The sequence below is a fragment of the Denitrovibrio acetiphilus DSM 12809 genome (genome assembly GCF_000025725.1).
Lineage (GTDB): Bacteria > Chrysiogenota > Deferribacteres > Deferribacterales > Geovibrionaceae > Denitrovibrio > Denitrovibrio acetiphilus.
Genome location: NC_013943.1, coordinates 217,407 through 239,271, shown reverse-complemented (window position 1 = coordinate 239,271; position 21,865 = coordinate 217,407). Strand labels below are relative to the sequence as shown.

Genomic DNA, 21,865 nt, shown 5'->3' with positions numbered 1-21,865 from the left:
GATGCAAAACTAATCTCACAGGAGCCTATACATGAAGAAGAAACTGCACATAATCTATTTCTCACCAACAGGAACCACCCTAAAGATACTCCTCAGTATATCAAAAGGCTTTCCCGACTACGAAATAATAATGCACGATCTGACCCGGCCGGAAGCGAGACCGGAAGTTCACATCACCGACGGAGTAGTTCTCTTTGGTGTCCCTGTCTATGCCGGACGTGTTCAGGTGAACGCCGTTGAACGTATGAAAAATATCACCGGGGCAGATGTCCCGGCAGCAGCAGTAGTTGTTTACGGCAACAGAGCGTTTGAGGATGCACTGGTTGAGCTAAAGTCTATTTTAAAAAATAAAGGTTTTATCCCTGTTGCAGCGGGGGCGTTCATAGGCGAACATTCATATGCGGATGCGGGGCACCCCGTAGCCTTAGGCAGACCCGACGCAGAGGATGATACCCATGCTCTTGATTTCGGCAGAAGCATTGCTTCCAAAGTCAAGAAGGGCGACATGAATATTCCTGATGTTCCCGGGAATGTCCCTTACAAGGAGCTGGCGCTCCCGAAGGGGGCAACACCAAAAACTGATGATGAAAAGTGTATTATCTGCGGTGCATGCAAAAAAGCCTGTCCCACAGGCGCGATGATCATAGCAGAAAAAGTGACCTCAAACCCTGACCTGTGCATAATGTGCATGGCGTGTGCTAAAGTCTGCCCGAGAAAAGCTAGATACATTGACACCCCTCAGATTAATGAGAGGATAGAAATGCTTGTACAGAATTGCCATGCGAGAAGAGAACCGCAGTTTTTTTTATAAAAGAAATAATCCGCACGGTTAACTATTCAGTCTTAAACTCTTCTGTGATAGCCATCAGGTCGCTTGCGTCCTGCTGAAGCTGTGCAACAGTCATGTTGACATTTGAAACAGCGATAAAGCTCTGCTGTATGCTCTCAGTAACATGCTCTAGCTTCTGACTGATGCTCATAAGAGACTCTGTCTGCAAAGCCACGGATATCACCATCTCCCCGCTGGATGTTTTTATCTCGTCCATAGCCCCAACGATAACATCAAAGGTCTCTTTTGCATCCCCAATTGTCTCAACGCCAACAGCGACACTGCCCGAAGCCTCCCCCATGGTTGAGTTGACAACCCCTGTCTCTTTCTGGAGTACACCTATAATGTTGCCGATCTCAGTTGTCGCAAGCTGAGTTTTTTCCGCAAGCTTACGAACCTCATCCGCAACAACGGCAAAACCTCTGCCTGCTTCCCCTGCTCTTGCTGCCTCAATAGCGGCATTCAGGGCAAGCAGGTTTGTCTGGTCTGCAATGTCGTCAATAACACTTACAATATTCCCAATATCATCAGAAGAAGCGGACAGCTTGCCGACACTTTCCGAAAGGTCTTCGACATGCCTTCTGATAGTTTCGATCGCTTCAAGCGACTTATCAAGTTTTTCACTGCCAACAAGGGTTTTCTTCATTGTTTCGGTTGTCTGGTCCGACACTTTTTGCAGGTTCGCTTCAACAACATCTGACTGAGCTTTCACAGATGCAAGCTCAGTATTGATTTCACTCACCTCTTCTGTCTGCTCTTTAAAGGTCACTGAAAATTCCTCAGTTGTGGAAGCAAGCTCGTTGTTTATACTGGAGAGATTGAGAGCGTTCTCCTTTACCTGTATGATTATCTTCTGTAAATTTACAATAAAAGCGTTCATGTATGATGCCAGCTGTCCGACCTCGTCCGCTCTGATCAGGATAATTCTATTTGTGAGGTCGCGTTCGTCCACCATCTTGTCTCTGAGATAGATCAGATCTTTCGCAAGTATTCCTGTTACAGCGAATACCATTATCATCAAAAGCACGATAGCGACGATGTGGATAACTGCCAGCCCTTTTATAACACGCTGCTGATAGATGAGAAATTCACTTTCGTATGAACCAATAGCAACAATCCAGTCAAGTGCTTCAATGTGAGCAAATTCTACTATTTTCTTTTTATGCTTACCGTCAGCCTCTTTGTAGTAGTTCAAAGTTCCGCTCTTTTTCTGAATCATCTCCTGAATGTGCTTTTTACCTTTTGAGTCTACAATGTCAAAATCATTTTGCCCAGCTTTCTCCGGATGCACCAGATACGTCCCTTTCATGTCGAAAATATACGGATAACCTGTTGTACCTATGACTATTTTACTGAATGATTGCTGAATAGTTTTGATAAGAACATCTTCGGCTATACCAACATACAAAACACCAATCAGCTGCGAATCCTTTATTATAGGTTCATAAGTTGTCCAGTACCATTTACCAAGTATTGCTGCCCTGCCAGTATAAGTTTCTCCTTTTGCTACTGTCTTATATACTTCAGAGCCAGAAGGGATATAAGTTCCGACAGCTCTGCTTCCATCTTCTTTGCGAATATTTGTTGATATACGAAGAAGTCCTTTATCAAAAGCCTGAAAGATAGTTGCCGTCAACCCCTCGATCTTAGATTTATCCACAATCTCATCTACCAGCGGATAATTAGCAAATACACTTTTATTGTCAAGTTTCATATCTGGAATTAATGCAGTATCAGACTCGCCTGTACCCTGATGTATAACTTCCAATTCTTTGATTTCAGAATTGTCAATTTCAAAACTACCGTCAGCATAGACCATATTTCTGATCTGATTAAAATTGGATTTAACTATACCAAGAGTTTGATCATAATAGAGGTTAACTGTTTCCCTGAGAAGCTCAGACTCTGACTTAAGGGCTCCGTGGACTTCAGCGAGCATCTCTTTCTTAACTTTTTCACCGGTAAAAAAAGCAAGCAGAATAAAGATCACAACAAGAGGTATCCCGAAGTATAATGAGTACTTCATCTTAATACTTTTCATCTTCAGCTCCCATAAGCAGATCGATGCCTGTCGCACCTATTAACTAAATATTAACACATATTGTTTTCTTTTAAAAGAAAACCTCTATATTTCGTAATATATCTACATGCAAACAGTATATACCCTCACAATGCTGATTTAACTTGACACTCTAATGTTAATGGTTCTATGGCATAAGATCGCAAAGACAAGGTGTTGACAGAAAACAAGTTACCAGCAGAAGTTCATAGAGTTTTATGATTTATAACGTCTTGAAAAAAAGCGGACACAGAAGGTCCGCCTGTATTATTTTAATTATTCTGAAGCTAAAAGCTTATTGATAGACTCTGCCGCTCTGCGTCCTTCCCCCATAGCAAGGATAACAGTTGCAGCACCGAGAACAATATCCCCCCCTGCATAAACCCTATCCATAGAGGTCTTACCATCCTCATCTACAGTTATATTGCCCCATTTGTTAACACTTATCTCTTTTGCTGTCTGACTGATAAGCGGGTTGGATGAGTTACCGAGAGCCATAATCACAGAATCCATCTCAAGGACAAACTCGCTCCCTTCGATAGCGACAGGGCGTCTCCTGCCGGAATCATCAGGTTCGCCAAGCTCATATCTCAGGCACTCAATACCTGCCACATGCCCTTTACCATCGCTGATTACCCGCTTAGGGTTTGTAAGAAAGTTGAAGTGAATCCCTTCTTCCTGCGCATGAACTACTTCCTCCCGCCTTGCGGGCATCTCTTTCTCTGTGCGCCTATATATAACATATACCTCTTCCGCTCCAACACGAAGAGCCATTCTTGCTGCGTCCATAGCCACGTTTCCGCCCCCGATAACAGCTGTCTTCTTTCCGGTATATATGGGGGTATCAGCCTTATCCGGTGTATAGGCTTTCATAAGATTTGCTCTCGTGAGAAATTCATTTGCACTGAATACACCAACGAGATTCTCCCCTTCTATGTTCATGAAATTCGGTAGCCCCGCACCGGTTCCGATGAACAGTGCATCGTATCCATCTTTTTCCAAAAGGTCGCTGAGCTTTCTTGTCCTTCCCACGAGAAAGTTTTTTTCGATCTTCACACCCATAGAGAGCAGATTTTCAACTTCTTTATCAAGAATAGCCTTCGGCAGTCTGAACTCCGGAATACCATAGACCATAACTCCTCCCAGCTTATGAAAAGCTTCGAAGAGAACAACTTCGTGTCCTGCTTTGCGTATGTCTGCTGCTGCGGTCAGCCCTGCCGGTCCAGAGCCGACAATACCAACTTTTTTGCCTGTTGCTGGTGCTATCTCCGGCAGAGACATTTTCCCTGTTTCACGCTCCCAGTCAGCGACGAAACGCTCCACACGTCCTATTGCCACAGATTTGTCTTTATCTTTAAGTCCCTTGCCAACAGTGCAAAGCTCCATGCACTGTGTCTCCTGAGGGCAGACACGCCCGCATATAGCAGGGAGCATACTTGATTCTTTTATGATATCAACAGACTTCTGATAATCCCCTTCGGCAGCAGCTTTCAGGAAGCCCGGGATATTGATTCCAACGGGACACCCCTTTATACAAGGTGCATTCTTACATTGAAGGCATCTCTCTGCCTCTATCTTCACCTGCTCTTCGTAATAACCGAGAGCTACTTCCTCTATATTTTTTGCTCTGACAGCCGGCTCCTGAGAGGGCATCTCCTGCATAGGAATCTGCATTCTCTCCCTTGGCTTCATCTTATCAAAATCCAGTTTATCAAGAAGCTCCTTAGCCTCCTGTTCTAATTTCTCCGCTGGGATATATGTCATGGTTACAATCTCCTAAAGTTTTTCTATCGCCTTTTCAAGATGGCACTCGTGGTTTGATTTCTGCTCTATCGTCTTAAATGAAGTGAGTCGGAGCATCATAGTATCAAAATCCACCAGATGAGCATCAAACTCCGGCCCGTCCACACAGACAAACTTTGTCTCGTTACCCACTGTCACACGGCAGCCGCCGCACATGCCTGTTCCGTCAACCATGATGGTGTTGAGCGACGCATAGGTTTTAATACCGTAGGGTCTTGTGGTTTCAGCACAGAACTTCATCATTACCGGAGGTCCGATCACAACAGCGACATCCGGTTTCTCTGACTCGCATATCTCCTGAAGAGGCTTGGTCACCAGGTCTTTGCGCCCGTAGGAACCATCGTCAGTACAAACAATAAACTCATCTGCGATCGCCCGCATCTCGTCTTCCAGTATCAGAAGCTCTTTAGTTCTGGCTCCTACGATGGTAATCACACGGTTGCCGGCGTCCTTCATAGCCTGAGCTATAGGATGCAGCGGCGCAACGCCTATCCCCCCGCCAACACAAACCACTGTACCAAAATTTTCAATATGTGTGGGCTGTCCAAGCGGTCCCAGAACGTTTTCAATAACATCACCTTCATTCATCAGGGCAAGATTCAGTGTAGTTTTACCAACAACCTGAAATATGATTGTTATGCTCCCTTCTTCTGCATCCGCATCAGCGATAGTAAGCGGAATACGCTCTGTATAGTCCGAATCAGCCTGCAAAATAACAAACTGCCCCGCTTTCCGTTCACGGGCTATGTTAGGAGCTTGTAACTTCATCTGAAAGACATCTTTTGAAAGATGTATCTTCGACAGTATTCTACTCATAATTACACCTCAAATTATTACACACAGGATAGTAGCAAAGAAAACTCCTGACAAGTGCTTTGTAACAATAGCATTTCCATACAAAAGAGACACATTGTTCTATTATCTAACCAACACAAAAAATCATATCATCATTTTTGTATTACTTTTTTAACATATATACTTCTTACAGATTATCATCAGTAAATTTCAAAAAACTGATCAAACGCAGTTCTGAAAACACATGTCCGACAAAAGCATAATACGCTTTTTCAATAGCTTTATTAACTTTTATAATACAACACCATTAAACAACATACGCGTCCCGGCACTTTCCTAGTATCATTTCACAATACGGACAGATTAGATTGAATTTAACAGATGCACGCTTTATTATTCTATATATCGTATAAATTATTTTGCGAGATTAATTATGAAAGACAAGCAAAGCTTTTTCAACTCAATTACAGGGAGACTGCTCCCGGCGTTCCTTCTGGTTGCGCTTATCCCTACCGTGATGTTTACATTTACTGTTTTTTTTGCTGTTAAAAATATCATGGTCAACCACACAAGACAGATGACGTCTGAACAGTTCAGTCTTATCGACTCTTTTCTCAGCGATATGATTATCTCTACAGCACTTGAGCTATCAGTAATAAGAGACCATGACTCATTCACGCAATTTATCAGCTCTGAAGAAAATCTAGATAATGTTAAGACTAACTTTGAAAGTGCAATGATACGCCATCCGGAATACCTTCAGCTCCGTTTCCTCAACTCAAGAGGTATGGAAAAGCTCCGCTTAAACAGAAGACAGCAGAACCTACAGTGGGTTGCGAATGAAGACCTACAGGACAAATCAGACTATTACTATGTTGACCAGGCCCTTAACACCCAGCTGAATGAGACCTATGTTTCAGACCTTGACCTGAACGTCGAACACAATAAAGTTGAAACACCGTGGAGGCTAGTAGCCCGAATAGGCATAAAAGTATATGATAAACAAGAACTTTGCGGAATATTACTTGTTAATATGGATGGTAATTATATCCTTAGTAAAATCCTGCCTTTTGCCGGCAACAGAGCAGACAAGGCATTTCTCATGAACAGTAAAGGGCAATATATAGGCTATGACGGAAGTAACTTTTACGTTAATGAGCCTGAAATACTCAACAAAAAGCTTCAGATCAACAGCGAAACAATTTTCAGTGCCCCCTCAAAAGAGCTTACAAAAACAGGGAATGGGTACCTTTCTGTTATGCCTATAAATTTCCACACGGAACAAACGGGCAACACATGGCGCGTTGTCCTCACCTATGCCAACAACGAGATATTCGGACCTATGGCATCTACCATACAGAAGCTACTGATAGCAGTTATAACTATCTTAGGCGTTGCTGCAGTGTTCTCAATGACTGTATCAAGCAAGATAACAAGATTTATAAAAGACATCATCCTCTTCATCCCTGAGGCTTCGGATAGACCTTTCAAGCCCACCGGCGTAAAAGAATTCGATGAAATAGGGCTTGAAATGAATAAGATGGCAACCGGACTGCGCACCACAACAACAAAACTTGCCAGCCTTAACAACAATCTAGAAGAACGTATAGAAAAAAATATTAAACAAATATCCGGCATGGCTCAAAAACAGGTGCAGTACGAAAAAGAACTTCGCGACATGCATACACAGCTAATACACGCAGACAGACTGGCATCTCTGGGGCTCATATCAGCTTCGCTTGCACAGGAGCTGGAGATCCCTCTGGCATCAATATATGATTCTCTAAGAACTCTTCAGGCAGAAACCGGAAATGAGCGTATAGCAGAAATCATCTCCCAGATGCAAAACCTGACCGATTTTCTAAATAAGATCACGAAATTTAACGGGCGTGAAACCAGAAAGCAAAAACTCATGAATATACACACTATCCTTTCAGAAGTAAAAAACTTCTTAGCGGTGGAAATGGATAAGAATAATATCAGATTCAACATTATAAACAGGGGCGACTACGACCTTTTCTGCGACGAAACGGAAATACGTCAGATAATTTTTAACATAGCTATAAACTCCATTCAGGAGCTGAAAAACGGTGGAGAAATCTTTGCTGAAACAAGCATAACAGAAGACACTCCGACACTTCATATATACGATTCCGGCAAAGGAGCTGCGGATACAGAACAACTCTTTAATCCTTTCTACACAACCAAAAAAGGCAACACGGGACTCGGACTCACCATAGTCAAAGACCTTGTTGAGAAAAACAGATGGGAAATATCTTTAGAAAACATACCAAACCAGGGGTTAGGAGTACTCGTCACCTTTCCCGAAAATAATGAACAGTGAGATCAGCCCCAATCTGGCTTTTTCCATAAACATTGAGTAAAACTATGTATGTCATGTTCAGATAAGAGAACGGCAGAGCCATAGACCCCGCCGTTTCTATTTTTTACGATTTTACGCCGTTATAGATTCTGCCTCTTCTGTGCTTACCCGCTTTCTGAAAGCAACAAAAAATGCAATAACTGCAACTACAGCCGCAACAATCCCGATATAAGTTGAAATCTGTATGTCCAGCCCGAAGCCTATTTTCGCATATGCAAGGTAGGTCACAGTAACCGCAGTCATAAATGTTGCAGGCACTGACGCTATCCAGTGGAACTTGCCCAGCTTAATAAGATATGCAGCAGCAGACCATAAGACAACAGCCGCAAGAGTCTGGTTAGCCCAGCCGAAGTATCTCCAGATGACACCAAAGTTTGACTTTGTAATAAGAAATCCCACGATAAAAAGCGGAACGCATATCATAAGTCTCTTCAGGTGAGGCTTCTGGTCAAAATTCAGCATGTCGGCAATAATAAGTCTCGCACTGCGGAAAGCTGTGTCACCGGAACTGATAGGGAGAATGATAACACCCACCACAGCAAGCAGACCACCGAAACCTCCGAGAAGTGTCGTAGATATCTCGTTTACAACGTACGCAGGTCCACCGATGGCAAGAGCTGCATTCAGCCCCTCGACATTCTGATAAAAGCTGAGTCCAAGTGTCGCCCACACGAGAGCGATAATACCTTCACCGACCATAGCTCCATAAAAAACTTTTCTCCCCATCTTTTCATTAGGCAGGCACCTTGCCATCAGCGGGGATTGTGTGGCATGAAAGCCGCTTATCGCACCACAGGCAATGGTTATGAACATCAAAGGCCACAGAGGGAGTTTCTGAGGGTTGATGTTCGCAAGAGTTTTTTCCGGAAAAAAATGATAGCCTTTTGCTATAAGAGCAATAATAAGACCTGCTGCCATAAAGATAAGTACCGCACCGAAAATCGGATATACTTTCCCGATGATTTTATCGATAGGAAGTATGGTTGCTACGAAATAATAAGCGAAAATAATACCTACAAGTATCGGAACTGAAATACCGGTCATATTTGTAAGAAGTTTTGCAGGTCCGAGAACAAAAACAACACCGACAAGTAAAAGAAGAACCACGGAAAGAACACGCATAAATTGTTTGAAAAAATAACCAAGATTATACCCGACAACGTCAGGGATACTTTTGCCTTCGCTCCTGATTGAGAGCATGCCGGAGAAATAGTCGTGCACTGCTCCGCCGAAAATAGTACCAAAGACTATCCAGAGAAGAGCACTCGGGCCGTAAAGAGCACCGAGGATAGGACCGAAGATAGGACCTAACCCTGCGATATTAAGAAGCTGAACGAGGTAAATCTTCCACTCCTTCATCTCCACAAAATCCACACCGTCTGTGTGAGTAACTGCAGGGGTGGGTCTCGTTTCGTCCGGTTCAAAAATCCTGTCCACCACTGCACCATAAACAAAGTAGCCTGCGACCAGCAGTGCTACACTGGTAAAAAATATGATCATAGTTATGCCTCCATGATACATATTATAATAAAAACAAATAATAGTTAACCAGTAAATACATCATAGATTAAATAAATTACACAAAAAATTAACTTTTTGTTAAAATGAAATAATCTCAGGAAGCGAAATTTACAGAAAGTAAAATGGCGGGACAGAACGCCCCGCCGAATGCATTTATTTAGTGATAAGTTTCAGTCCGACAGGGACGTTCGCTTCAACTTTCTTACCTTCGAGAAAAGCCTTGGCTATCTCTACACCTTTCGCACCGATAAAAGCCGGCTGCTGAGCAACAGTCGCTGCCATCTCACCCTCTTTGACAGATTTCACAGCGTCATCAGTGGCGTCAAACCCTACCACAATAATTTTCCTGTCTGTCCCCTGAATAGCCTTAAGAGCGCCAAGAGCCATCTCATCGTTATGAGCAAAAACAGCATCTATTGACGGCTGTGCCTGAAGGATATTCTCCATAACGTTAAGCCCCTTTGTTCTGTCGAAATCCGCTGTCTGGCGGGCAACAACCTCAACTCCTGTACCTTTTACAGCAGAGTTAAAACCCTTGCCTCTGTCCCTAGCTGCGGATGTGCCCGGGATACCTTCAAGCTCAACAACTTTCCCTTTTTTGCCGAGTTTTTCGATGATATATTCACCAGCCATTTTACCGCCGGCAACATTATCGGAAGCTATATGAGAGACAACCTCACCCCTGTTTGCGCCTCTGTCCAGTGTGACAACAGGTATTTTTGCTCTGTTTGCGATTTTGATAGCATTGCCCACAGCATCTGAGTCTGTTGGGTTTATAAGTATTGCTGCGACACCCCTTGAAAGAAGATCTTCAACATTAGCGATCTCTTTTGCGGGGTCATTCTGAGAGTCGAGAACCACAAGGTCTATGCCAAGCTCGCCCGCTTTTTCAACTGCCCCATCCTTCAGTGTGACAAAGAAAGGATTATTTAATGTGGACACGACAAGACCCACCGTCTTGTTTGCTGCGAAAGCCGGAAGTGCCGCGAAGGCAACAACCAGTATAATTACAAATAGCTTCTTCATATTAGACTCCTCTTATGATTGGTCACTTCTTTCTATCCATAAGGACTGCGATAAGTATCACAGAACCCTTTGCGATCATCTGATAATAGGACGAAACATTCATAAGATTCAGCGCATTGTTCAGTATGCCTATGATAAGCGCACCTGTCAGCGTTCCAAACACAGTACCTACACCGCCCGCAAGACTCGTCCCGCCAAGTACAACCGCTGCAATGGCGTCAAGCTCATACCCTGCCCCAGCCGTGGGCTGAGCAGATGAGAGTCTTGATGTCAGGATAATACCTGCAACAGCAGAGGTCAGCCCGCTTATTGCATAAACAGCTATCTTCACCCTGCTGACACGCACACCGGAAAGTCTAGATGCCTCTTCGTTCCCCCCGATAGCGTAAACGTATCGTCCGAAACGGGTATGTTTTAAAACATAATAAGAGATACCGAAAACCGCAATCATGAGAAAAACAGGAACAGGTATGCCGAATATGTACCCTGTCCCGAACCATGCATAAATATCAGCGGCAGTATCGTACCCTGTGGAGATCGGCTTACCATCAGTAAAGACAAGAGTTGCACCCCTAAGAAGGGTCATCCCCACAAGGGTTGCTATGAAAGGCTGAACCTTCCCTTTGGTTATAGCTATACCTGCCAGCACCCCGAGAATTGTCCCCAATGATAATGTTGTAAAAAGTGTGACGGCGACTCCGGCGTCAGCAGCGATCATAAAAGCAGAGACCGCACCGCATATGGCAAGTATAGATCCAACAGAAAGGTCTATACCTCCGGTAAGTATTACGAATGTCATCCCCGCGGCTATCACAGCGTTAATTGACGTTTGGCGCAGAACATTCAGAATGTTGTTTACAGACAAAAACCTCGGATTTATCAGTGATATTATGACTGCGAGTATGATCAGCCCCAGCAGAGGTCTGAACCTCACTAACAGTTCTTTAAAGTCAATTTTCATCAAACAGCTCCCCGTCAGTGTATTAAACTGCGCTCTTTGTCAGATTCTTCATGGCGAGTGTCATTATCTTTTCCTGTGTGGCATCTGCTCTGGAAACTTCCCCAGCCACACACCCCGCACTCATAACAATAATGCGGTCACTCATCCCCATCACCTCCGGCATTTCAGAGGATATCAGGATTATGGCAAGACCGTTTTCTTTAAGCTCGTTTATAAGGTCGTATATCTCTTTCTTCGCACCGACATCAACACCCCTTGTTGGCTCGTCCAGGATAACCACCTTCGGCGATGTCACAAGCCCTTTGCCTATTGCCACCTTCTGCTGGTTACCTCCGCTGAGGTTCACAACCTTCTGCATCGGTCCTGTGGTCTTGATAGACATCTTCTCAATGTAGTGCTCAGATGTTTTGATCTCTTCGTCAACAGAGATGAAACGAAAGAATTTCTGAAATGTTTTGAGGGCTGGGAGAGTAATATTCTCTTTAACGGACATGTCGAGAATAAGCCCCAGCTGCTTTCTATCCTCAGAAACATATGATATCCCTTTTGCAATGGCGCTGGAGGGATGAGATATCTTAATCTCTTCGCCGTCAATGGTGACAGTACCTTTTGTGAGAGCCATAGCACCGAAGATAGATTTTGCAACCTCGCTCCTGCCCGAGCCCATCAGCCCGGCAATACCAAGAACTTCACCTCTTCGTACACTGAAACTGACATCAGTTATTTTGTGATTTGTAAGCCCACTCACCTCAAAAACCTTCTCTCCGCACTCCCCTTTGGATTTCGGGTATCTTTCATATAGAGGTCTGCCAACCATAAGCTGTATAATCGACTCCTCTGTGAGCTCGCCGACTGGTTTCATGTCTACGAAAGTTCCGTCACGCAGGACGGTTGCTCTGTCGCATATGTCAAAAACTTCTGATAATTTATGTGAGATATAAACAAGGGCTTTCCCCTGCTGTTTCAGCTCTCTGATAACTTGGTAAAGGTTCTCTGTCTCTACGTCTGTCAGCGAATCTGTCGGCTCATCCATGATTATCACACGGGCATCCATAGAAAGCGCCTTTGCGATCTCTACTATCTGCGCCTGTCCGACACTAAGAGACGAAACTTTTGCAGAAGGGGACATCCTCCCCTCCCCCAGCATTTCAAGATATTTTGCAGACTGGTCATACATCTCTCTATATTTTATCCTGCCATAGATATTGACAGGCTCCCTGCCGAGATAGATATTCTCGCCAACAGTAAGCTCCGGCACAAGATTAAGCTCCTGATGGATTATCGCTATACCTTTGTTCTGTGCATCTTTCGGGTCTTTAACATTAAGGGGGATATTTTTGTAATAGATTTCACCGGAATCTTTGGTATAGACACCGCTGAGAATTTTCATAAGAGTGGATTTGCCTGCGCCGTTTTCACCAAGAAGAGCCATCACCTCACCCGCGAATATCTGGAGCGAAACATTATCCAGAGCTTTAACGCCGGGGAATTCCTTTGTGATGTTTTTCATTTCTAAAACAGGAGTTACACTCATCAAAACACCACCCCCGAATAGAGGATCACGTTTGCATATGGCGAACACTCACCTGTCCGGATAACAGCTTTCGCTTTTTTAGTAAGCTCTTTGAAATCTTCGTGGGAAACATACTCTGAGCTGTCTGCACTTTCGAGAGCTTTTACTATGCTCTTTTCCATATGGGCATTTTTCTGTTTTATCTCCAGAGCGAGAGTGTATTTCTCTACCTGAAGCTCGCTTAAAACAGTATTGAGAACAGTCATAAAATCCGGCACACCTGCTGTCACGGCAAGGTCGATACGCTCCGAACCTTCCGGCACAGGAAGCCCGGCGTCAGCTATAACAAGCATATCAGTATGCCCCATCTCAGAAATGACAGATGATATCCGGCTGTTGAGCAGTTTACCTTTTTTCATAGTCAATCCCCTTACACCTAAAGAATACCAGAGGCACACAGGATATCAACTAAAAAATTTAGCATTTTTAACTAAAATTTTAGTTGCTGATAATGAAAATATGTTATAATGACGCAGGAGAGATAGACATCTATGACATTTTTGTTTATGACAGTATTTCCGCAAAAAATAACGCACTACCCTATAGATAGTTTAGTTAAAATAATATGAAAAAGAAAATCACAATAACAGAAATAGCAAAACTTGCCGAAGTCTCCCCTGCCACAGTATCACTGGTTTTGAACGGCAGACCGGGTGTCGGTCCCGAAGCACGGGAAAAAGTACTCAGAATCGCAAGAACCAACAATTACAAAGGCGTCACATCAAGCAGGCTAAACAGAAAGCACAAGACAATTCTCTTTGTAAATGTCGTTAAACACGGGCAGATACTCAATAAGAATCACAAAGAATTTATCGCAGACTACATCGACGGTGCGCTGAATGAAGCAGAACGTAATGGATATTCCCTTGAGGTCACGGCGTTCGACAGCTTCGAGCCGGACAGCCTCATAGAACACATTAACAGCTCATTTGCGAGAGGTGCAGTCATATTAGCAACCGAGCTGAAGGAAGAGGACATTGAGCATTTTCTGAAAGCACATATCCCAGTTGTTTTTATAGACATTCTCTATCCGTACATGCCCTATGACTTCGTAGATATGAACAACGACTCATCCGTATTTAACCTCATGTCGCACATGCACAGGATGGGGCACACAGAAGCTGGAATTGTTACAGGAACATACGTAACAAGCAACTTCGAACACCGTATGCACAGTTTTGAAAAGTCTATGCAGATACTCGGCATGAATTTCACAAAAGAGCATACATACTCTGTTGATTCAACATACGAGAAATCCTATCAGGATATGTGCGCAATACTGGACAAAAAGCCGAAGCTGCCATCTGCCCTCTTCTGTGTAAACGACATCATAGCTCTCGGATGCATGAAAGCTCTCAGAGAACACGGCTATAAAATACCAGACGATATCTCTGTGGTCGGATTTGACAACCTGACTATGAGCTCTATGGCGGAGCCTCCTCTGACAACCGTCAAGGTTTCCAAAAAGCGCATCAGCATGACAGCAGTGAAAATACTGCTCCAGCGGATCAAAGAGGGGAGCAAAATGCCATATGAAAAGGTCATGATAGGCGGTGAAGTTGTAGAGCGGGAAAGTGTTAAACAACTAAACAGCGGAAATGAATGGGGGAACCATGAGTAAATTTTGTGTAACAGGCAGTATAAACATGGATCTGGTGACACAGGTGGACCGCTTCCCGAGACCTGGTGAAACGATAAACGGTCTCTCCTTTGCCACGTTTCCCGGAGGAAAAGGGGCAAATCAGGCAGTGGCGCTTGCGAGGCTCGGTGCGAAAGTAAGCATGGTGGGCAAAACCGGTAACGATATATATGCCGGCGAATACATGCAGTATTTCACAAACGCCGGAGTTAACACCGAGTGCGTATCACAAGAAGACACATCCACAGGTATAGCCGTTATCAGCGTGGACAGCTCAGGTGAAAATTCAATAATAATAGTGGCAGGGGCAAACGGAAAAGTTAACAGCTTATACGTTTCAGAGAAGCAGGATATAATCAGCAGATCCGACTTTCTCCTCATCCAGCTTGAGATACCCATGGAGGCAGTAATTCAGGCGGCTGACATCGCAGTGAAGAACGGAACAAAAGTGATACTTGACCCGGCTCCGGCTGCGGACGTTCCAGACAGCCTGCTCTGTAATGTTGACATCATAACCCCAAATGAGACAGAAGCTGAAGTTCTGACGGGAATAAAACCGGAAACAGATGCTGATTTCCGCAAAGCCGGCGAAAAGCTAATAGAAAGAGGCGCTAAAAATGCTGTCATGAAAGCCGGTGCAAGGGGTGCATATATATATACCAACGGAGAACTTATTCACATCGACGGTTTCAAGGTTGAGGTAAAGGATACAACAGCAGCAGGGGATACATTTAATGCTGGGCTCGCCTACGCTCTGGGGAAAGGACTGCTCATGAGAGAAGCTGTGCGTTTTGCAAATGCCGCTGCGGCTATCTCTACCACCAAACAGGGAGCACAGAGCGGTATGCCTGTTATAGCAGAAGTCAAAACGCTACTGAACTGAAACAAATATGAACAGTAATAAACTAGATATACGTAAAACATAATCACAGTGCAGAAACATTTTTAACAGGAGAAACGAAGATGCCGGTAATCACAATGCAAATTAGCAAAACTACAGTTGAAAAAAAGAAAGAACTGATCGAAAAACTAACAGCGGCAGCAGCAGAAGTCACCAATATCAGCCCCAGCTCTTTTGTGGTCTTCATCGAAGAGTATGAACATGATAATATCGGAGTTGGCGGTCAGACACTCACGGATAAAATTAAATGACAACATAAAAATATACAAACATACTGAGCATATACTTTAAGCATATTAAACTACAGCCTGTTAACTTTCCACACCTATATGTTTTCACTTCAGAAACACGAAACACATAATATCAATCCGGCTCTGCGCAAGCAATAAGTATTATTATCTTCATTCCTCAACATAAACTAAACCGTACTATCTATATATATTAATTAATTATTTATTACATTTTATGATTTTCAACTTGCATTGTTATGAACATATGCTGTATATTTTACTTAAGGAGGCACAACATGAAATGTAAAGAACTTTGGCTAAAATATCTTGATAACTTCTCGGCTAAGGTTGCATATGATATAATTCTCAGCTGCAAAATAGGTATTGCTGCTGTTTTCGTCATCTATACGGTACTAATGTATACAACCTTTATCCCTTCTGAGTTTACGGGGACCATACTCAGCCGGATCATGTTCAGTATCGTATCTGGTGTTGGGGTTACAATCTTCACCATGCCTCTCTTTTTAGGTGTAATGGTGATTGCAGGCTTTGCTGTCAGGTTCATGCGTGACTGCTGTGCCGGTGGATGTTTCCTGTGTAGTTGGGTGCGGGAGCGTCTTGGAACCAGTAACAGAATCTAGCATATAATGTTTATAAATTAGCCGGGAAATCAAGATAGAAAAAAAAGGGAAGGTGTTACCGACCCTTTTTTTTTGCCGGACATATCTGTAATGCATCCGGCATAACTATCAGCAATATATTATTTAGTCTGTTTTCAGTTCAAACACCTGAGATTCTTCTGCTTCCGGAGCATCCATGTTTTCAGTTGTAAAAGAGACACCACCCATCAGAATTGATTTTGCAGAACCTGTTTTTAACCTGAAGCCGCTGAATAAACCAAATCTGGCATTTATCCCGCTTACACTTTCAAAAACAGATACAGAACGTACAAGGTGCCTGTACTTATCCTCTATAAAAATACCTACTTCCACCCGGCTTCCGTCATCAGCCAGGCGAACCCACTCCACACCACCAGCGGGAACCTGTCTGTAATAAACAGGAGAACCTGTCTCAAGAGAGCTCCTGCTGTCCGACCGAAGCACAAGCCGAAGCCCCTTCCTGCCATAATAAGGGGAGACAGGAGTGTCGTCTATTTTAAAAGTAAAGAGAGCTTCACCACTGCCCGGAAACATATTTATCTTTGCACCGTATATCATTGAATTAACATTTTCAAAACCTTCCAGAGAGACTTTAACATCTTCAATCCAGAATTTAGCTCCTTCACGCAGAAAGTCTGCATATTTTTCGTATATAAGAAGCTCCGCTGTCATGTCTCCGGCAATAGTATTCACATAGCCAATCTGCACCCCGTTGCACAGAACCGGAGCTTTCCGCTTAAGGTTTGAAGCATTGCTCAGCTGCAGTTCAACACGGATAAGATCCGGCGCCTCTGCTGCACCTCTGTCTGAATAGATAATGTCAGTGCCGACAGGTTTTTTAAATGACTCATAATTCAGAGCACCGGTTGTATATGATGCAATCGGTTCTGCTTTTATATCCACACCTCTTCCGGTAGCTTCGAAACTGAATGAATCGCTCTTCCAGAATCTCGTTGTATCAGTCAAAGTACCTGAAAATTCACGATATAAAATAACATCCGCATAAGCCGCCTTCTTCTTTTTATCATATCCGGTACTGTAGACTTCTCCGGCTTTAACCCCACGGTAAAGGACAGGAGCCCCCAGCGGAGTAATAGTCTCTTTATCTGAATAGAGGCGTACTTTTTCAGCCGACAGAGCGGCATTAACAGCTTTCTGTGCATCAGTGTGATCTTCGTAGATTACACTCCCGACACTTCCCAGAGGTGCATCAGCGTTATCAAACTCAACCCCTCCAAGGACAATTTCTTTAATATCCGGCGCACTGACTTTAATCTCCGATCCTTCGAACTTTACCGAAGAACCGCCCAGCTTCCAGAAATATGTTTTATCATTCACCAGTTTTTTATATTCCGGCTGTATCATGGCACTGATCCGCACTTTTCCCGTGTCAGCATCCAGAAACCTGTTTCCGAGCTCACCAACCTTAAAGCCTTTATATAACACGGGGGCTCCCTTCGCAAGGGAGCTGGCATCTTCTGTTATAAGGTATATTTTTCTTATTCCCTGTTTAGCAATATATGCCTCTTTTGCTGTATCCTCATCGGGATAAAGAGCAAGTACAGTGTCTCTCTCCAAAGGTTTCTTACCTCTTGCCCCGAAGAAACCGGCCTTAACCGCACTCTCGAGAATCTGAGCCACAGGAGTCGTCTTTATACTGACCCCCTCCCCGCTCATTCGCACCTTCAGAGCATCTGCCTCCCAAAAGTACAGCCCCTCCACCGCAATCTCTCTGAATTCCTTAAAGATGACAGCATCAAAAATGACTCTGCTGTCTTCCAGTCTGTATCCTGTGACAACACCGGCACGAACACCTTTAAAATATATGCCCGACCCCGAATTGACAGAACCTTTTTCATCCGCAGTCATGATTATAGGGATGCTGCCTGCCGGCACATCCACAACAGGTTCCTCTGCAAGGGTGAATTCATACTTCGGCTCGCCTGCTCCGGCAATAATTTCCAGATAAACGCCTGTGACGGCAGTAGCTATGTTTTCAACACCTTTAGCAGAAATACTCGGCTGTCTGAGAACAAACCTGCTCCCTTCTGCTGCTAAATCCAGATATTTCTTCATCAGCATTATATTGACCACAGCTCCGCTTCTATCGTTATTAAGCTTAACATCTTTTACCAGCCCGACTTTTACCCCTTTAAACATAACAGGCGTTCTGTCGGATTTCACTCCATAACTGTCCGGCATATCAAGGGTTATGCACATTCTGCTTAACTGAGTATCTTCATAATTATCATAGAGGTCATACTCATCAAGGGGTTCTGCACGTCTGCCTGTCGTCTCTGCATCAAATGCCACCCCCCCCTGAAACGCCCCCAGCAAAGGGACTGTATGAAGGTTGAAGCCTGACGCATCAAGGCTTATATCAACTCCGCTTATATTCCAGAATTTTGTTGTTTCATTTATATACTGACCGTACTCAGAGCTGATCATTGCTGACACTAGATAAATATTGTTTTTATTATCATATGTTACCGAAAGTATCTGTCCTGCTTCAATACTGTTGTGAAAAACTGTCATCCCTCTGAAAAGTTTCGGGTCACTTTCGGAAATCAGATTAACATTAACTACATCTCCGGAGAATTCATAGCGGGGGGGTGCTTTCAAGCCAACAAAAAAACTCTCATCATCACGGCTCTCCAGATCGGCAAGATCATAAGAGGGAGGCTGAACCTCTATATATGAGCCGGAAATGATAGTTTCCAAACCTGTCACACGGTCAAGACTGAGCTCAGGCTTGACGATCCAGAATTTGTTCCCTACTTTTGCTACACCTGCTGCTTCATGGTCAAGCTTTATAACCACTACAACTTTATCAAGAGAGTCGGCAATTTCAAAATCAACGACTTTGCCTATTGTTATCCCACGATACTTTAAAGGTGTCTTACCAATAACCAGCCCTGCACCTGTATCAAATTGAACACGTATCTCTTTACCGGAATTAACATACCCGTTATACAACAGCCAAACTATGATCCCCACAGCAAGAATAGGTGTCAGCCATATTATTGAAAATTGTCGTTTATAGATTTTCTTTGCTTTCGGCAGATCAGTCATATCAGTCACCTTTGTCCCATATAAGTCTTGTGTCAAAGCTCCCAGAAGCCCACATAGTCAGTATCACAACGGCAGAGAAGAAAACTATCCCCAATCCGCCTGTTATATTTAACATATATCCGGTATTGATCAGACCGGACATTATCGCTACAACAAAAACATCAAGCATAGACCATTTCCCGATATGCTCAACAATGTAGTAAAGACGGGTTTTCTGGACGTTATTAAGCCCTGATTTCTTCCTGAGTGTAGTCAGCAGGTATAAGAGCACTGTCATCTTAAATATCGGTACAACAAAACTCGCAACAAACACAACAGCACATATGAAATACATATCATATTGATAAAACTGTATAACTCCACCCAATATAGTATTACTAGTGCTGTCACCCATAACCTGCACATCCATAACAGGCAGCAGGTTCGCCGGGAAATATAATATGATAGAAGCGATAGTAAGTGCCCATGTCCGCTGAAGGCTGTGTTTTTTACGCCGCTGAAGCCTGCTTCCGCATACCGGACATGCTGCCCCCTCTGCTCCTTCTTCATTAACAAGGGTTCCGCATGTAGCACACAAAAAAGCTTTACTTTCTATGTCATTCAGCATTTTGAACCCTGCACCAGAATAACCTTTTATCGTAATAGCTCCCTGCGCTTATCAGCAGAACTGTCATCGCTATCAGAAAATAGAAACCGGAGCCGAAACTAACCTCTGCCATATCTATAAGCTTCACTATACTGACAAGGATCCCTACGAGGAAAACATCTGTCATCTGAAAGTAGTCAAAAAGATCAATTGCCCTGACTGCTTTCCACACCATAGGCAGACGTATCCCTGCCACGCATCCGAACGCAACATAGACTATAAGTATAAGGTAGCACATAGGGAAAACGAGTGCTGTAAAAAGGATAACCGCTCCGGCGATACCAAAGCCATCAATGAACATTATGTGTGCTGTCTGCATGAGAGTCGCAGAACTCTTTTCATCACTTATGTATATGACCAGAAAAGGGTACGTTGCCGCCGGCACTGAAAGCATAAGTGCCGATATACCGAGCAGAAGTGTATTCAGCATACCGCCGCTGCTTTTGAATAATACAGATGAACATCTGGGACAGCTCGCCTTCAGCCCATTTTCTGTATCAACCTCAACAACCAGACCGCACACTTGACAGGATGTAACCATGTATTAAGATAACTCCTTACGTTTTACAAACTAAGAATACATTATTTTTCAGATATCTTCATCCACACAATAAGTTTATATTACAACAGCACAAGAGCGTCATTCACGGACAGCTCACACATTACTATATGACTGACTCATCAGTCAGTCAAGCGGCATAACTATATTAAATAATGATGGCATCCACTGGAAAATATTGAATGGGATTTTTTACAGTTTTATTTTTGACAGGTAATAGACTTACTCATGCAGGCGATGGCACATATACCGCACCCCGTACAGGCATTAAGATTCATCTGAATATCAATAACCTTCTGACGTCCTTTGATCTCTTTATATATAGGTTCAAAAACACCAAACGGGCACATACGTGAGCATACAGCGCAGTTGGTGCATGTGGTTTTATCTATAGACACAGACGGCAGAAGCCCCTCTTTTCTGAGCAGCCCCGGCAGAGCATCGCCACCGATAGCAACTAAGTCTTCGCTAAACGATTTACCTCTATCTGTTTCTGCGAACAGAACAGTCTTTTTTCGATCCTGATCATTCTCTGATATACTGTATATAGTCTGTCCGACGGACTGCTTTGTCCTGTTCCCGACAAAGGAGAAAAACTCTCGTCTGCTCATGGCTTTTTCATCTTTCCTAAGCCTTTCCGCTGCTCTCTTTTTATCCTTATTCCCTGCATCGGTCTCGACAGATATCTTTATATCCACGCCGGCAAGTTGAAAAATCCTTCTGACGGTATCAATTTCTTTTTCAAATGTTTCTCTGCATTTTGAATGACGGCAATCTCCGCATTCTCCATGCATGAGGACAATTCTTTCCGCCCCGCAGAGTGCAGCCTTAACGAGGAGCTTTCTGTCGGCATAGGCAAGGCTCGGGAGAAACGCACGACAGTCATCTTTCCCTTTCAAACAGGTAAAGACAGCTTCTCCGCTTTCGGCAATGCACTCCTTCATGGCGGTATATATTCTGTTCTTGTCTACGAGTTTTATACTAAAAACACTATTCGGGCACGCTGTGATACACTCACCGCAGGCTGTGCAGCTTTCCCAGCTTACCAACACCTTACCGCCTGCACGTGTTATATCTATAGCCTCATTTGGGCATGAGTCCATGCAACGGCTGCATTCCGATTTTTTATGCCTGATACGGCTGCATAGTGCGCTGTTTATAACTAACGATTCACTGAATTTGCTAAGTACATTATCCAGCAATCCCATA

At 43.7% G+C, this 21,865-nt stretch carries 18 protein-coding genes; 6 read left to right on the top strand and 12 right to left on the bottom strand.

Features of this window, described 5'->3' with window-relative positions; genetic code table 11:
• The first annotated feature begins 31 nt into the window (after positions 1–31).
• Positions 32–811 carry a 4Fe-4S binding protein gene (locus DACET_RS16485; RefSeq protein ID WP_013009574.1) on the top strand — a complete coding sequence of 260 codons (780 nt, stop codon included), beginning with the start codon at positions 32–34 and terminating at the stop codon, positions 809–811.
• A gap of 22 nt (positions 812–833) precedes the next feature.
• Here DACET_RS16485 and DACET_RS01120 read toward each other — a convergent pair whose 3' ends face one another.
• The 3 genes from DACET_RS01120 to DACET_RS01110 all read right to left on the bottom strand — a co-directional run bounded on the left by DACET_RS01120 (position 834) and on the right by DACET_RS01110 (position 5,507).
• Complete coding sequence (locus DACET_RS01120; RefSeq protein WP_013009573.1) at positions 834–2,870, bottom strand: methyl-accepting chemotaxis protein; 2,037 nt, start codon at positions 2,868–2,870, stop codon at positions 834–836.
• 294 nt (positions 2,871–3,164) lie between these two features.
• A complete protein-coding gene (gene gltA, locus DACET_RS01115) occupies positions 3,165–4,652 on the bottom strand; it encodes an NADPH-dependent glutamate synthase (protein WP_013009572.1) in 1,488 nt (495 codons plus the stop codon).
• 12 nt (positions 4,653–4,664) lie between these two features.
• Positions 4,665–5,507 (bottom strand): sulfide/dihydroorotate dehydrogenase-like FAD/NAD-binding protein, encoded by an 843-nt coding sequence (locus DACET_RS01110; RefSeq protein WP_013009571.1) that lies wholly within the window; start codon positions 5,505–5,507, stop codon positions 4,665–4,667.
• Positions 5,508–5,919: 412 nt separating this feature from the next.
• Between DACET_RS01110 and DACET_RS01105 the strand changes: the two genes are divergently transcribed.
• The gene (locus tag DACET_RS01105; RefSeq protein ID WP_013009570.1) at positions 5,920–7,830 is read left to right on the top strand and encodes a sensor histidine kinase; all 1,911 of its coding nucleotides are present in this window, start codon (positions 5,920–5,922) and stop codon (positions 7,828–7,830) included.
• Positions 7,831–7,941: 111 nt separating this feature from the next.
• On the opposite strand, the gene DACET_RS01100 is transcribed toward DACET_RS01105, so the two are convergent.
• The 5 genes from DACET_RS01100 to rbsD all read right to left on the bottom strand — a co-directional run bounded on the left by DACET_RS01100 (position 7,942) and on the right by rbsD (position 13,309).
• Positions 7,942–9,369, bottom strand: a complete 1,428-nt coding sequence (locus DACET_RS01100) for a carbon starvation CstA family protein (protein WP_013009569.1) — start codon at positions 9,367–9,369, stop codon at positions 7,942–7,944.
• 174 nt (positions 9,370–9,543) lie between these two features.
• On the bottom strand, positions 9,544–10,416 hold the full coding sequence (gene rbsB / locus DACET_RS01095) for a ribose ABC transporter substrate-binding protein RbsB (RefSeq protein WP_013009568.1): 873 nt from the start codon (positions 10,414–10,416) through the stop codon (positions 9,544–9,546).
• A 22-nt stretch (positions 10,417–10,438) separates the two neighbouring features.
• The gene (rbsC, locus tag DACET_RS01090) at positions 10,439–11,377 is read right to left on the bottom strand and encodes a ribose ABC transporter permease (protein ID WP_013009567.1); all 939 of its coding nucleotides are present in this window, start codon (positions 11,375–11,377) and stop codon (positions 10,439–10,441) included.
• Positions 11,378–11,399: 22 nt separating this feature from the next.
• Entirely contained in the window at positions 11,400–12,911 is a 1,512-nt protein-coding gene (locus DACET_RS01085) for a sugar ABC transporter ATP-binding protein (RefSeq protein WP_013009566.1), read from the bottom strand.
• Positions 12,911–13,309, bottom strand: coding sequence for a D-ribose pyranase (gene rbsD / locus DACET_RS01080; RefSeq protein ID WP_013009565.1), 399 nt, complete (start codon positions 13,307–13,309; stop codon positions 12,911–12,913). The genes DACET_RS01085 and rbsD overlap by 1 nt, the downstream gene beginning before the upstream one ends.
• 206 nt (positions 13,310–13,515) lie before the next feature.
• Here rbsD and DACET_RS01075 point away from each other — a divergent pair, with 206 nt between their 5' ends.
• The 4 genes from DACET_RS01075 to DACET_RS01060 all read left to right on the top strand — a co-directional run bounded on the left by DACET_RS01075 (position 13,516) and on the right by DACET_RS01060 (position 16,361).
• Complete coding sequence (locus tag DACET_RS01075) at positions 13,516–14,571, top strand: LacI family DNA-binding transcriptional regulator (RefSeq protein ID WP_013009564.1); 1,056 nt, start codon at positions 13,516–13,518, stop codon at positions 14,569–14,571.
• Positions 14,564–15,472: a ribokinase gene (gene rbsK, locus DACET_RS01070; RefSeq protein WP_013009563.1), complete on the top strand. Its 909-nt coding sequence runs from the start codon at positions 14,564–14,566 to the stop codon at positions 15,470–15,472. Before DACET_RS01075 ends, rbsK begins: the two co-directional genes overlap by 8 nt.
• 80 nt (positions 15,473–15,552) lie before the next feature.
• Positions 15,553–15,741 (top strand): 4-oxalocrotonate tautomerase DmpI, encoded by a 189-nt coding sequence (dmpI, locus tag DACET_RS01065; RefSeq protein WP_013009562.1) that lies wholly within the window; start codon positions 15,553–15,555, stop codon positions 15,739–15,741.
• A gap of 275 nt (positions 15,742–16,016) precedes the next feature.
• Positions 16,017–16,361: a hypothetical protein gene (locus DACET_RS01060; protein ID WP_013009561.1), complete on the top strand. Its 345-nt coding sequence runs from the start codon at positions 16,017–16,019 to the stop codon at positions 16,359–16,361.
• A 123-nt stretch (positions 16,362–16,484) separates the two neighbouring features.
• Here DACET_RS01060 and DACET_RS01055 read toward each other — a convergent pair whose 3' ends face one another.
• The 4 genes from DACET_RS01055 to DACET_RS01040 all read right to left on the bottom strand — a co-directional run bounded on the left by DACET_RS01055 (position 16,485) and on the right by DACET_RS01040 (position 21,864).
• The gene (locus tag DACET_RS01055) at positions 16,485–19,451 is read right to left on the bottom strand and encodes an MlaD family protein (RefSeq protein WP_013009560.1); all 2,967 of its coding nucleotides are present in this window, start codon (positions 19,449–19,451) and stop codon (positions 16,485–16,487) included.
• Between the two features lies 1 nt (position 19,452).
• Entirely contained in the window at positions 19,453–20,058 is a 606-nt protein-coding gene (locus tag DACET_RS01050; RefSeq protein WP_013009559.1) for a paraquat-inducible protein A, read from the bottom strand.
• Positions 20,048–20,638: a paraquat-inducible protein A gene (locus tag DACET_RS01045; protein ID WP_013009558.1), complete on the bottom strand. Its 591-nt coding sequence runs from the start codon at positions 20,636–20,638 to the stop codon at positions 20,048–20,050. Before DACET_RS01045 ends, DACET_RS01050 begins: the two co-directional genes overlap by 11 nt.
• Positions 20,639–20,856: 218 nt before the next feature.
• Positions 20,857–21,864, bottom strand: a complete 1,008-nt coding sequence (locus DACET_RS01040; RefSeq protein ID WP_013009557.1) for a 4Fe-4S binding protein — start codon at positions 21,862–21,864, stop codon at positions 20,857–20,859.
• Position 21,865: the final 1 nt, after the last annotated feature.

Bases quoted from the DNA above. Each gene is read 5' to 3' on its own strand.
- DACET_RS01055 (WP_013009560.1), bottom strand. From the start codon at position 19,451: ATGACTGATCTGCCGAAAGCAAAGAAAATCTATAAACGACAATTTTCA.
- DACET_RS01105 (WP_013009570.1), top strand. From the start codon at position 5,920: ATGAAAGACAAGCAAAGCTTTTTCAACTCAATTACAGGGAGACTGCTC.
- DACET_RS01040 (WP_013009557.1), bottom strand. From the start codon at position 21,864: ATGGGATTGCTGGATAATGTACTTAGCAAATTCAGTGAATCGTTAGTT.
- dmpI (WP_013009562.1), top strand. From the start codon at position 15,553: ATGCCGGTAATCACAATGCAAATTAGCAAAACTACAGTTGAAAAAAAG.
- DACET_RS01075 (WP_013009564.1), top strand. From the start codon at position 13,516: ATGAAAAAGAAAATCACAATAACAGAAATAGCAAAACTTGCCGAAGTC.
- rbsK (WP_013009563.1), top strand. From the start codon at position 14,564: ATGAGTAAATTTTGTGTAACAGGCAGTATAAACATGGATCTGGTGACA.
- DACET_RS01050 (WP_013009559.1), bottom strand. From the start codon at position 20,058: ATGCTGAATGACATAGAAAGTAAAGCTTTTTTGTGTGCTACATGCGGA.
- DACET_RS01110 (WP_013009571.1), bottom strand. From the start codon at position 5,507: ATGAGTAGAATACTGTCGAAGATACATCTTTCAAAAGATGTCTTTCAG.
- DACET_RS01100 (WP_013009569.1), bottom strand. From the start codon at position 9,369: ATGATCATATTTTTTACCAGTGTAGCACTGCTGGTCGCAGGCTACTTT.
- DACET_RS01085 (WP_013009566.1), bottom strand. From the start codon at position 12,911: ATGAGTGTAACTCCTGTTTTAGAAATGAAAAACATCACAAAGGAATTC.
- DACET_RS16485 (WP_013009574.1), top strand. From the start codon at position 32: ATGAAGAAGAAACTGCACATAATCTATTTCTCACCAACAGGAACCACC.
- rbsB (WP_013009568.1), bottom strand. From the start codon at position 10,416: ATGAAGAAGCTATTTGTAATTATACTGGTTGTTGCCTTCGCGGCACTT.
- rbsD (WP_013009565.1), bottom strand. From the start codon at position 13,309: ATGAAAAAAGGTAAACTGCTCAACAGCCGGATATCATCTGTCATTTCT.
- gltA (WP_013009572.1), bottom strand. From the start codon at position 4,652: ATGACATATATCCCAGCGGAGAAATTAGAACAGGAGGCTAAGGAGCTT.
- DACET_RS01120 (WP_013009573.1), bottom strand. From the start codon at position 2,870: ATGAAAAGTATTAAGATGAAGTACTCATTATACTTCGGGATACCTCTT.
- DACET_RS01045 (WP_013009558.1), bottom strand. From the start codon at position 20,638: ATGGTTACATCCTGTCAAGTGTGCGGTCTGGTTGTTGAGGTTGATACA.
- rbsC (WP_013009567.1), bottom strand. From the start codon at position 11,377: ATGAAAATTGACTTTAAAGAACTGTTAGTGAGGTTCAGACCTCTGCTG.
- DACET_RS01060 (WP_013009561.1), top strand. From the start codon at position 16,017: ATGAAATGTAAAGAACTTTGGCTAAAATATCTTGATAACTTCTCGGCT.